9 protein-coding genes are annotated in these 12,338 nt (G+C 45.3%); all 9 read left to right on the forward strand.

Annotated elements, in window-relative coordinates; all coding sequences use genetic code 11:
* Window positions 1–14 precede the first annotated feature (14 nt).
* The 9 genes from TSP01S_RS07160 (at window position 15) to TSP01S_RS07200 (ending at window position 12,136) form a co-directional block, all read left to right on the forward strand.
* Window positions 15–233: a hypothetical protein gene (locus tag TSP01S_RS07160; RefSeq protein ID WP_041077414.1), complete on the forward strand. Its 219-nt coding sequence runs from the start codon at window positions 15–17 to the stop codon at window positions 231–233.
* A gap of 116 nt (window positions 234–349) precedes the next feature.
* Entirely contained in the window at window positions 350–1,522 is a 1,173-nt protein-coding gene (locus TSP01S_RS07165) for a glycosyltransferase family 4 protein (RefSeq protein WP_231848628.1), read from the forward strand.
* Between the two features lie 233 nt (window positions 1,523–1,755).
* Window positions 1,756–2,895, forward strand: a complete 1,140-nt coding sequence (wecB, locus tag TSP01S_RS07170; protein WP_231848540.1) for a non-hydrolyzing UDP-N-acetylglucosamine 2-epimerase — start codon at window positions 1,756–1,758, stop codon at window positions 2,893–2,895.
* Between the two features lie 256 nt (window positions 2,896–3,151).
* Window positions 3,152–4,591, forward strand: a complete 1,440-nt coding sequence (locus TSP01S_RS07175; protein WP_041077416.1) for a lipopolysaccharide biosynthesis protein — start codon at window positions 3,152–3,154, stop codon at window positions 4,589–4,591.
* 474 nt (window positions 4,592–5,065) lie between these two features.
* Window positions 5,066–6,304, forward strand: coding sequence for an exopolysaccharide biosynthesis polyprenyl glycosylphosphotransferase (locus TSP01S_RS07180; RefSeq protein WP_041077417.1), 1,239 nt, complete (start codon window positions 5,066–5,068; stop codon window positions 6,302–6,304).
* Window positions 6,301–7,587 (forward strand): glycosyltransferase family 4 protein, encoded by a 1,287-nt coding sequence (locus TSP01S_RS07185; protein WP_041077418.1) that lies wholly within the window; start codon window positions 6,301–6,303, stop codon window positions 7,585–7,587. Before TSP01S_RS07180 ends, TSP01S_RS07185 begins: the two co-directional genes overlap by 4 nt.
* Window positions 7,588–7,591: 4 nt before the next feature.
* A complete protein-coding gene (locus TSP01S_RS07190; RefSeq protein ID WP_041077419.1) occupies window positions 7,592–8,620 on the forward strand; it encodes an SDR family oxidoreductase in 1,029 nt (342 codons plus the stop codon).
* Between the two features lie 31 nt (window positions 8,621–8,651).
* Window positions 8,652–10,841 (forward strand): bi-domain-containing oxidoreductase, encoded by a 2,190-nt coding sequence (locus tag TSP01S_RS07195; RefSeq protein ID WP_052463543.1) that lies wholly within the window; start codon window positions 8,652–8,654, stop codon window positions 10,839–10,841.
* A gap of 320 nt (window positions 10,842–11,161) precedes the next feature.
* Window positions 11,162–12,136: a glycosyltransferase gene (locus TSP01S_RS07200; RefSeq protein ID WP_231848541.1), complete on the forward strand. Its 975-nt coding sequence runs from the start codon at window positions 11,162–11,164 to the stop codon at window positions 12,134–12,136.
* The last annotated feature ends 202 nt before the right edge of the window (window positions 12,137–12,338 follow it).

Consider the following 12,338-nt stretch of genomic DNA (forward strand, 5'->3'; position numbering starts at 1 on the left):
CGGAGGGACCGTACTTGAAAGTCCTTTTTCTCACGAACATCCCGAGTCCATACCGGGTGGATTTTTTTGAAGAACTCGGCAAATACGTCGATCTGACAGTCTTGTTCGAAAGATTGCATGCGAAAGATAGAGAAAGAGATTGGCACAAACTCGCTTTCAAGAACTTTCGGGCTGACTTCTTGATATGCTGGCGATCGCACGCTGGAGGAAAACTATCCGACGGTGGACCTTGAAGCGCAGGCACGTGGCAGCTATGTGATCACGTCAGATTCAGGTGGGTGCAAAGAAACCATAGCTTTTTATACGCAGCCACATGGAGGCACGGGTGAGGTGACAAGATTTGAAGATTGTGCACGTTCACATAGGCCCTTACTCGGAAAAATGGGCTTATCATGAAAACCTACTCCCTAAGTATCACAAAAGGCTTGGTCACGAAGTGACATGCATAACCTCCACTCTGGCTTTGTCAGAGACCGGAAGGATCATCGTCGAGCCTGAAAAAACGTTTGTGAATAGCGAAGGAGTAAAGGTGATCAGATTACCCCTTTCAAAGTTTTTACCCGCGAAAGTCGCATACAGGCTTGGATTAATTGATGGATTAGGAGACGTGCTCCGGGCGGAAAGACCTGACCTGATCTATGTGCATGGCGCAGGGCGACTTTCTAACCTCGAGCTTGTTCGATACTTGCGTGAATGTGTGAAATCTCACGGAAAACCTATCCTGCTCGTTGACAATCACGCCGACGAGTTCAACTCAGCTCGTAATTGGTTAAGCAGGTTGATCCACAAAACACTGTGGAGATTTGTGGTTAAACAGTTAGACACGTACGCCACCGAGTTCTACGCGGTAAACGAAGCGTGCAAGAACTTTCTCACTAAGTACTATCGCGTGCCATCCGATCGCATCGAAGTACTCCCAATGGGGGGTGATCCGGACTGGTTTTCTCCTCAGAAAAGAGCATCAGTACGCAGAGCCCTCGAGATAGATGACGAAGATTTCGTTATGATAACCGGGGGCAAAATCGATGCCAACAAAAAGACCATCGAACTCATGCAGATAGTATCTAAATTACCGTTCGATAGGGTAAGGTTGATTGTCTTTGGTTCAATTCACGAGTCTGTGAGGAACAAGTTCAATGAACTGCTCGAGCGTAACAAAGAGAGAATCAGATTCATTGGCTGGCTTTCTCCCAGAGATATGTATGACCACTTCGTCGCAGCCGATCTTGGAGTCTTTCCAGGCACCCAGTCCGTGGTCTGGAATCATGCGATATTTTGTGGTTTACCGCTCGTGCTAAGACGATGGCCCGGCATGGTCGATTTCACACTCGGTGGGAAGTACTTATCCTGCTTGCTGATTGATGACGTTTTCGAACTCGAATCGGTTCTCCGGAGAATAATCACAGATTCCGAACTGTACGCAAAGATGAAAGAAGACGCAAGGAAAGTGCGAGACTTCTTCTCGTACGAGTACATTGCAATGAAGACAATAGAAAAAGTACATCCTAAGAGTCAATTCTAAAAGATTTAGTCTCGAAGGTCGTGAGTAGAGGGTCAAGTAATAGCTATCGTGGATTCTCAGGTACACATCGATTAAATCCAACGCGAGATCGATATTCAAAACGGTCGAAAAATTTTGTTGCAGAAACTCCTGCTTGCTACAATATAACGCGGTTAAGTTCGCGCAACTGCATGTACAAGGTGTGAGACCTTGTCAGCTCAGCTGAGTCAAACGACGGAAGGCAATTTTAAGGGATGGAATCCGACATTGCGATGAGTTTAGGGGTGCCTTCCCTCGTCCGGGCACGACCGCAGATCACAAAGGAAGCGGTACTGAATAAAGAATTTCAAAAAGCCGGGATAAATGAAATCCTGGTCCATTCAGACCAGCACTACGATTACAACATGTCCGACGTGTTCTTCAAGGTGTTGAACATAAGACAACCGGATTACAACTTGAACGTGGGCTCTGGCACCCACGCAGAAATGACAGGGAAAATCATGATAGAGTTTGAGAAAGTCGTGCTCAAAGAAAAACCGGACTTTATATTAGTCTACGGTGATACGAACACTACCTTAGCTGGAGCGCTGGTGGGAGCGAAGTTGAAGATACCTGTCGCACACGTCGAGGCTGGCTTGAGACAGAAACCGAAAGACATGCCTGAAGAGATAAACAGGATAGTCACGGACCATGTTTCGAGCTTGCTCTTCTGTCCGAGTGAGCTTGCCGTAGAGAATTTGAAGAAAGAAGGCATCATTGAGGGAGTGCACTTCGTTGGTGATGTCATGTACGAACTGTTTTTGAAGATGAAGCCTTATTTCACATACGAGCTGATAGAACAGCTGGGCTTAAAAGAGAACAACTACATCGTGTGCACGATTCACCGGGACTTCAACACCGATGCGAAAGAGAACCTTGAGGCCATTTTCAAAGAGCTTTCAGAAATTGCCAGAGAAATTCAGATCGTTTTTCCAATCCATCCCAGGACAAGAAAGAAGATAGCCGAGTTTGGACTCGATGATTATGCAAAGAATTTGACTTTGATCGATCCTGTGGATTATTTGAGCATGATGGGATTGGTTGAGAAAAGCCTTTGCGTGATCACGGACTCAGGCGGGCTGCAGAAAGAAGCGTACTGGTGTGAAAAAAGAGCCATAGTTGTGATGCCGGACACAGGCTGGAGAGAACTGATCCAGTGCGGCTGGAACATGCTCGCTGATCCAGGAAAGATACGCGAAACATTGAATGAATTGTTGAAAAGTGATAACATCGACTATCCCAGAAATGTTTACGGCGAAAGTGATTCGAGTCAGAGGATCGTTAGAATACTGCAGACCTGTGGAGCAGGTTGGAACGCGGGTCTGGTGAACCCTGGAGGTAGAATCAGATTGTGAAAGTCCTCGTTGTAACCAACCTCGCTTCATGTTATTGAAATCACGTTAAGGAGATAATGGCCATGGATAATGGTCATACTGGTTGTTCGTGTGTGATTTGCAAAGCTTTCATAAGGTGTTGAAACAGTGATACAGCTCAGAAATGCCATCATGATCCAGTTGTGAGAGTTGCCGAAAGGAATCAAGAATCAAAGAATTACTTGTTCATTGGATTACGAATTGCTAAAGAACTCCGACTACGCTTGGGAGGACCTCTATGACTCTCAACGAACGTGATCTTTTGAAGAAATACATCTCCTTCTCTCTTGGCACCTGGCTCAGAACGCTCATTTCTTTCTTCACCACACCCATCACAACCTGGTTGATCAACCCCGAAGAGTTCGGTAAAGCCACCATGTTCTCCACAGTGTATTCGATCCTTCTTCTTGTAGCTCTCCTCGGTACTACAAATTCTTTCCTCAGATTCTTCCCGCAGAAATCAGAACAGGAAAAACAAACTCTCCTGTGGAGTTGTCTGATCCCACCAGTCCTTTTGAGCATCTTGGCGAGCCTTGTTGTTTTCATCTTTAGATCTTCCATAAACACATTTCTCGTGGGAACATCTGATTCAAAAGCTCACGTCATTTTGATCGCTACGCTCATGACTGGAATTTTCCAAACCTTCAATTTGAACCTCGTGAGGTCCAAGGGAAGAGCCATTCTTTTCTCAACGATCGAAGTGGTTCAGTCTCTCAGTCAAGTGGGCTTCATCCTGCTCTACGCCCTGCTTGTGGGCCGCAACTTCTACGCTCTGCTGTATGCTCAGCTTTTTTCCAATCTCGTAGCACTCATGGTCGGTATGGCCTTCGAAAGATCGTACTGGTTTCCAGTAAAGGTAAACAGAAAGCTTGTCCTCGAGATTATAAAGTACGGATATCCCTTCGTTTTTTCTGGCCTTGTCTGGTGGCTTCTCCACTGGATAGACAGACTCGTGCTCCGTTTGTACACAAACTTTTCTGAGATAGGTCTTTACTCTGCCGCGTTCAAAATAATCTCAGCCATGAACCTTTTCACAACTGGTTTCTCCACCCTTTGGTATCCTTTCGCATACGAGCAGTACGAGAAGAACCCTGAAAACCAGACGATCTTCAAAAGAGCGCTCGATTATGTGGCTTTCCTGGTGTTCTCTGCCGGGTTTCTTCTTCTTTCCTTCAAGGACGTTATCTTCCTTCTGCTCGCAAGATCTTACCGTCCAGCTTCGGCAATTGCTCCGTTTCTGATCCTGAACCCTGTGATGATAACCATGGCCATCGTCGTTGCAAGAGGAATAGATTTTTCCAAAAAAACGTACTGGTTCATCGTGAGCGATGGAACAGCCGCCGTGCTCAACCTCGCTGGAAACTTCTTGCTGATTCCCATCTTCGGTGCAAGAGGAGCCGCCGTCTCCACAGGGTTGTGTTTCATAGTCGTGTTCGCCATCGAGGCGGGTGTGTCCAAAAGGTTGTATCCTGTTCCCTACGATTTGAAAAAGGTCTACTACCTCGTGGCTGTTTTTGTTTTCTCGGCGATCTTGCACACATTCTCTCAAAATCTGTTTCTGCCAGTTCTTTCGTCTGCATTGGGGCTTCTTGCCACGATCTTTCTGTACAGATCGGAGTTTTCAAAAGTTTTGTCCATAGCTGCCGATTTTCTCAAAACCATTCTCCACCGTAAATAGTTTCGACATCTTCATCCCAAAACACACAGAAAAACTTGCAGGAAAGAAAGCGCACCGAAGCGGAACCAGATTTTCACAGCTCCTGCGTCCTGGAAACTCCATTTTATGATTCACGTAGTTCACACCCTGTCAGCAAATGTTATGTTAGCCCAGTGCTTAGCTTGCCCATGATTATGTTCAACAAGCTTGACAGACATTCACTAAAATGTTATCATGTACGTGGAAATCACTTTAGAACACTTGCAAAATATTTTGACAGTCTGAAGCGAATGCGTTCGTCAGAACCGATTTGAAAAATGAAGATTCGACGTTTCCTGAATGGCTCTGAAGTTGTCTCATTCGAACGGATTGGGTATATAATGTTACTGCTCAGGGCGTTGAGCAACAGGCAGGAAAGTAATGTATCAATTATCCCCCGCTTGGTAGACGAAGCAAGGGTCCAGAAAATTGCTCAAGGGGGATCAAGGTGAAGAGATGAAAAAAGCAGCAGTGCTGTTCTTTCTGGATTGGTCGGTGCTCTTGCTTTTGAATTACACACTGAGTGAAGCTTTGCTTGCCAGTGTTGTATTTTCTTTCATCTGTTGTGTTCTTCTGTTTGCCTTCAGGGTGTACGAAGACGAGTACCTGACCGATCTTTATCAGCAATTTGTGAGAATTCTGGTCGCGCTGCTCCTTTCAGGTTTTGCCAGATACATACTCTATCCCTTATTTCACGACGCGATTGGGCTGAGACATCTTGCCATCAATGTTTTGCTTGGAAGCGTTACGATCGGCTCTGTTAACTGCTCGCTGGGTGTACTGTTCAGAAAGAAAGTCAAGCCGAAAAGATGTGTGGTGATCGGAAAAGCGGAGATAGAACCCGTGCTTGAAGAAATCGCGAAGAAGAGCAACGGTGAGTTCGTCTTCGTCGAAAGGATCAATCCAGACCCAGCCAAACTGAGGCAAAAAGCAAGCAGCGTCGATGCCGTCGTTGTGGCCGACTACGGACTGTTCCAGTCTGTGAGAAACCAGCTCGATGGAAAGTACCAGATACTCTTACTCCCGGAGCTCGCAGAACGCGTTCTGAAGAGAATACCACTTGAAGTGGCTGAATCTTTCAGAAGTTACTACGAAATACTCTTCACTCAGGCAAAAGAATCACCGGCAAAGCGTGTGCTGGATATCGTTTGTGGCCTTGCAGGTTTGATAATCTTTTCCCCCGTGATGCTCGTCGTGGCTTTGTGTATACTCGTAGAAGATGGAAGGCCGGTGGTATTCAAACAGCAGCGCGTTGGTAGAGACGGAAAAACCTTCACCATCTACAAATTCAGAACGATGAGGAACGAGAAGCCAGGCGAAGCGAGGTTCGTTGACAAGGAAGCACACAGAATTTTGAAGATAGGCAGGTTGATCAGACCGATAAGGCTCGATGAAACTCTGCAGTTCGTCAACATTTTGAAAGGCGACATGAGCATCGTTGGACCGAGACCGGAGCAGATCGATTTTGTGAAAGAGTTCGAGCAAAAACTTCCCTTCTACAGCTACAGGCACAAATTGAAACCCGGTCTCACCGGCTGGGCGCAGATCATGTACAAATACGCATCAAATCTGGAAGAAACCAGAACGAAGCTGTCTTACGATTTGTACTATGTCAAAAACAGAACGATCTTCATGGATATCGCGATACTGTTGCAAACGATAGAGGCAGTCATCTGGAGGAGGGGGGCTAAATGAGAAAAAGTAGGTTATCGATTTTGTTGATAAACAATTACTTTCCACCGGAGATCGGAGCAGCTTCGCATCTGTACTACTACCTTGCCAAGCAACTTGTCGCAAGGGGTCATGAAGTCACCGTTTTGACCGGTGTGCCGAGGTACAACGTTGCAAAGCAACTGTATCAAAGCTATTCCGATAGGTTCAAAGATAGGTCTGTACTCGAAGAGAACTACGAAGGGATAAAAGTCCTCAGAGTCAAGCTGCCCTACGTCGATCGTCGGAACGTTATCAGAAGAGGCTTTGAACACTTTGAAATCGCTTGGAAGTTGTACAGGAATTTCGTCAAACTTCTTGATCGTGGTTCACATCGTGTCGACGTGTCGCTCGTTTATTCTCCTCCTCTCACACTTTACTGGACTGCTGAAAAGGTGAGACAAAAAACGGGCGCACCTTACGTGCTAAATGTTCAAGATCTTTTTCCTCAAGCCGCGATTGACTTAGGACTTATGCGAAGTCCACTCATAATTAAGTTCTTCCGTTGGCTCGAGAAAAAAGCGTATGAATCTGCCGATTTGGTCATGACTCATTCAGAGAAAAACAAGGAATACGTTGCTTCGGTTGTTGGGAATCACAAGAAAGTCTTGTTCATTGAAAATTGGGTTGATACAGAGGAGATACTGCCAGGGCAGAAAAAGAACGAGTTCTCCGAGAAGTATGGCTTGGTCGACAAATTCGTCGTTTCTTTCGCAGGAACACTGGGTTTTTCCCAGGACATAGAAGTGATACTTCGCGCTGCCCAACTGTTGAGACAGCAAAAGGATATCGTTTTCGTGATTGTCGGGGACGGTACACGGCTTGAAGAAGCAAAAAGGATGGTGCATGAGCATAAACTGGAAAATGTTCTGTTGTTACCACCGGTTACTAAGGAAAAATACCCTCTGGTGCTTCAATCCTCCGATGTTTCCCTTGTCACGCTGACGAAGGATGTAAAAACACCAGTGGTACCCTCCAAAATCCTGAGCATAATGTCAGCTGGTATTCCTGTACTTGGAGCAATGAACCTGGATGGAGACGCCCCAGATCTCATAAGAAGAGCAAAAGCGGGTTACGTGGTGGCAGCGGGCGACTATGAGTCTCTTGCGCAGAAAATAATCTACTTATACCAGAATCCAGAGATCAGAAGGGAACTTGGTACGAACGGAAGGAAATACATCGAAGAGAACCTTTCTGTTAAGAGAGCTGCTGTGAAATTGGAATGCATATTTAACGATCTCTTGATCAGAAGAGAAGGGAGGCATTAGGTGAATGGACTATCTAAGTTATTACAAGGGCAAAAGAGTGCTGGTAACGGGTGGCGCAGGAGCGGTAGGTTCGAATTTGGTTAAAAAGTTGGTTGAGCTTGGTTCGTTCGTAGTTGTCATTGACAACCTCTCGAGCGGATACACCTGGCTTTTGCCTCAAGATTCTTCCAACTTGCTGTTTATCAAAGGGGACATAACCAACGATATCGACTTGAAACGTGTTTTCAACGAAGAACCAGAAGTAATTTTCCATTTGGCTGCTTTCTTCGCCAATCAGAATTCCGTTGACTATCCAGAAAAGGACCTAATGGTGAATGGGTTAGGAACTCTTAAACTACTTGAGTACTGCAGAATTTACGGAAAAGTGGAGCGCTTTGTGTACGCATCAAGTGGATGTTCCATATATCCATCGGACGCGCCGATGCCGTACAAAGAAGACCTCCCGCTCTCTTCATGGCTCAGCACACCTTATCAGATAACCAAGGCTCTGGGTGAACTGTATGGAAATTATTACTACAAGATGTATGGGATCCCCTTCACAAAAGCACGTTTCTTCAATTCGTTTGGTCCTGGTGAAGTGCCAGGTCAGTACCGCAACGTGATACCAAACTTCATCTACTGGGCTATGCTTGGTAAGCCTCTCCCAATAACCGGCACCGGTGAAGAAACGAGGGACTTTACATATGTTGGAGATATCGTTGACGGTCTCCTTAGGATGGGATATTACAAAGAAGCTATTGGTGAAGCTTTCAACCTGGCGGCTGGGAGAGAAATCAAAATAAGGTATCTGGCTGAGAAAGTAAACGAACTCACCGGCAACAATGCTGGCATTGTGTTCAAAGAAAGAAGAAAGTGGGATACGAAGCCAAGGATGCTTGCATCGAACGAGAAAGCGAAGAGGATCTTGGGCTTTCAGCCCGACACAGACTTTGAAAGACGGCTCAAAGAAACGGTCGAATGGTTCAAGGAAAATTGGGATAAAATCGTTGAGTGTGCTGAGTTTGGTCCTGGGATCAGCTCTGCGGTGAGGTAGAACTGTATTCTTGCTTAGTGAAAGGGGGTTAATGTTTCTGCTCCAACTCATTCAGAACTACAGAACAGGAAAAATCGAGCTCGTTGATGTACCCGTACCGAGGGTGGGATCGAAGTTTGTGCTGGTGAAGAACGCAGCCTCTGTCGTCAGTGTGGGTACTGAACGCTCGATGATTGAACTTGGTAGAAAGAGCTTACTCGGAAAAGCAAGAGCAAGACCTGATCTTGTGAAGAGATTTTTCGAGAAAGCGAAGCAACAAGGGTTCATCAAAACTCTCCAAGAAGCACTCGAAAGGCTGGACGAACCAGTCCCTCTTGGTTACTCGTCTGCAGGTGTGGTTGTTGAAGTTGGTTCAGCAGTGAGGAGTCTTTCTCCAGGTGACCGCGTTGCTTGCATAGGAGCTGGTTTTGCTTCTCACGCAGAGTACGTCTGTGTCCCTGAGATGTTGTGTTCGAAGATTCCGCCCAATGTGGATTTTGATGAAGCAGCATTTGGAATGCTTGGAATCATCTCGATGCATGGTATAAGATCCGCGAATTTGTCCGTAGGGGAAAAAGTAGCTGTCGTCGGACTGGGCCTATTAGGGATTCTAACCTGTCAACTCCTCAACGCGTACGGTTTCGACTTTGTGGGATTCGATATAGATTCATCTAAGGTCGAATTTGCGAAGAAACTGGGATTTTCAGGTGTTTATTCGGATGTCGAAAAATTCAAGAAAGCAGTACTAAACTCAACTAAAGGTTTTGGAACCGATTCCGTACTGATCACAGCAGCTACGGAAAGTTCTGAACCAGTGCGACTTGCCGTCGATCTTGTTCGCCCCAGGGGGAAAATTGTGGTTGTCGGAGTAGCTGACATCCATCCGAACCGCAACGAGTTATGGCACAAAGAAGCAGAAATAGTAGTTTCAAAGGCAGAGGGGCCTGGTATTAGCGATCCAGTTTATGAAATGGAAGGCGTAGATTATCCTATCGGCTATGTACGATGGACTGAGAACAGAAACCTCGAAGAATTTCTCAGATTGCTGTCAAAGAAGTCGATTAACGTAAGAAGCCTGATCACTCACAGAGTTAAAATCCACGATTCTGTCCAGCTTTATGAAGCAATTCTATCCGGTCAGATAAAGCCAATAGGAGTGGTAATTGATTATGATACAACCCAGGAAAACAAAAACAAGTTTGCTCTTATCAATCAAAGAAATGTCTCTTCTAATCAAACCGATCACAATGTTACAATTGGCGTAGTTGGTTCAGGTCTTTTCGGCAAATCCGTGCTGTTACCTAGGTTACGAAAGCTGGTCAAAAAAGATCCACGGGTGAAGTTGAAATGGCTTGTTAGTTCGCGTGGATATACAGGATTTCATGCCGCACGGAAATTTGGCTTTGAGGCTTGTTCTACCCAGTTTGAGCAAGTGCTAGAAGACCCTGAAGTTTCTGCCGTCATGATACTCACACGACATAGTCAGCATAAGCATATGGTGATAGAGGCGTTGAAGAACGGGAAGAAGGTGTACGTAGAAAAACCCCTCTGTGTGAACGAGCAGGAGCTGGAAGAAATAACGAGCGCCTATACTGACCTGATAAAGCAGGGTGGATCTCCCGTTGTGTTCGTTGGTTACAACAGAAGGTTTTCGTCCCATGCAAAGATGTGCAAGGAGTATTTCCGCGATCGACGTTCGCCAATGATGATAAACTATCGCGCCAACGTTGGTCCAATACCAGCAGATCTCTGGGTACACTCTGAGAAAGAAGGTGGGGGAATGATCATCTCAGAGGTGTGTCATTTTGTCGATTTGTTGATATACTTGATCGGTTCGAGACCTATCAGAATATATACTGAAGCGATAAGAGGTGATGGACAAACGGTGATCCATAAAGACAATGTGGTCATAAGTATTGGATTCGAAGATGGATCAGTTGGTAACATCTTTTACACTGCTGTGGGTTCACGATCGTATTCAAGAGAAAAGGTGGAAGTCTTCTGTGACGGTAAAGCAGCTGTTATAAACGATTTTCGGCGAACAGAGTTTTTTGGAGACCGCAGATGGAAATTCCAGACAATCAGCCAGGATATGGGATATGAGAATGAGTTAAAGCATTTCCTGGAAGTTATCAAGGGTAAACAACCGCTTTCCCTCACGTACGAGGAGATATACTATTCCACACTCGCGATTTTCAAAGCTGTGGAGTCACTCAACAAGTGTTCATCGGTGAATTTGTGAGGGTAGTTTGATGAAGGTGTTGCAAATAAACACAGCATGTGGTAGAGGAAGTACAGGACGAATAGTTCTGAACATTCATAAAACGCTCCTGCAGATGGGTCACGAAAGTTATGTGGCGTACGGTAGACCTCTTGCTATCTGCTGCCCGGAAGCCATAAGGATATATAAAGGCGACTGAAGGAGGAAGTTCCGCCTTGCGAGTTTGTGTAGTATCATTGAAATTCTCACCCGGGCATTTTTCACATATGATTGCGTACGCTGAGCTGTTCCGCGAATTGGGCCATGACGCGTTCTTATTTCTGTCAAAAGATTATTCCAAGATGATCGAAGGGCAAGAAATACCGGTTTTATTCTTCGAAGAAGATGCCCGATATCCGGAAGCTGATCTTGTGTTTTTCCAAAATGTATCAACAATCAATCACAAGGTTGCAGCTTACTACAGGAAGATTGGTAACAAAATTCTATATCTTTATCACGAGCCATTCGACAGTATCTCCGAGTATCTGAAACAAGGAGTAAAGCAGGCAATAAAAGCTGTAGTAGCGCATCATTTCTCCGTCAAGCTGTTGAAACTGTCAGATTTGGTAATTGTACCCTCTAATTTCGCTTTGAAGCTTTACCAGAGAGGCGACGTAAAGTACTGCAAAAATGTAGTAGTCATACCACTCCTGTTCACGGATGAACTGCAGGAAGACCTGGATATTCAGAAAAAAGAATACTTCTCGTACATCGGCCATGCTGTGATTGGCCATGCGTTTGATGTTTACCTGGATTTCATCAAGTACGCCTACAAAAACCAGAGCAGGCTTAAATTCATGATCGCAACCAGAACAGATCTGAGCAAAGTTATCTCGAAGGACGAAATCCTTCAGGAGATGATCTCAAAAGATGCTTTGAAGGTAATGCACGGAAGGCCCTTGAAGAATTCCGAGATAAACGATGCGTATGCAAAGAGTTTTTGTGTGTGGAACATTTACAGAAGAAGTACTCAGAGTGGAGTTCTGCCAAAAGCCTTCATGTTTGGAACACCAGTTTTGGCGTCCAGTGTTGGTAGTTTTCCAGAGTATGTTGTGAACGGTAAGAATGGATATATTTTTGACATAGACAGTGCGAGGAACTACGAGAACCTCCTGCGAGTTGTTTGCGAAGTCCAGGCTAGATTAGAAACCATGAGTCTGGAAGCAAGAAGAACCTTTGAGAATATCTTCCACTATAAATCGCAGGTAGAGAATGCAAAAAATATAATAGGCTCCCTTTTCGTGCGTACTTTCGAAGATGGCAAGACTTTAGATTAAACGAATTCCCACCTAGAGGTGAAAGCAAGAATAACGGGGAAGGGACTAGAAAGCAAGGTTTGGATACAGGGAACTTACAAGATTTCTTTGAAGGAGGTGGAACACTTGGGGCAAAAAATCTTAAGCGTTGTAATTCAATTCGATGAGGGCCGACAGTCAGGGAGTTATATATTACGTGTTTTATGGTAAGATGCGGAGCAGA

The organism is Thermotoga caldifontis AZM44c09 (genome assembly GCF_000828655.1).
GTDB classification, from domain to species: Bacteria; Thermotogota; Thermotogae; order Thermotogales; family DSM-5069; genus Pseudothermotoga_A; species Pseudothermotoga_A caldifontis.

Bases quoted from the DNA above. Each gene is read 5' to 3' on its own strand.
- wecB (WP_231848540.1), top strand. From the start codon at position 1,756: ATGGAATCCGACATTGCGATGAGTTTAGGGGTGCCTTCCCTCGTCCGG.
- TSP01S_RS07175 (WP_041077416.1), top strand. From the start codon at position 3,152: ATGACTCTCAACGAACGTGATCTTTTGAAGAAATACATCTCCTTCTCT.
- TSP01S_RS07180 (WP_041077417.1), top strand. From the start codon at position 5,066: ATGAAAAAAGCAGCAGTGCTGTTCTTTCTGGATTGGTCGGTGCTCTTG.
- TSP01S_RS07185 (WP_041077418.1), top strand. From the start codon at position 6,301: ATGAGAAAAAGTAGGTTATCGATTTTGTTGATAAACAATTACTTTCCA.
- TSP01S_RS07190 (WP_041077419.1), top strand. From the start codon at position 7,592: ATGGACTATCTAAGTTATTACAAGGGCAAAAGAGTGCTGGTAACGGGT.
- TSP01S_RS07195 (WP_052463543.1), top strand. From the start codon at position 8,652: ATGTTTCTGCTCCAACTCATTCAGAACTACAGAACAGGAAAAATCGAG.
- TSP01S_RS07200 (WP_231848541.1), top strand. From the start codon at position 11,162: ATGATCGAAGGGCAAGAAATACCGGTTTTATTCTTCGAAGAAGATGCC.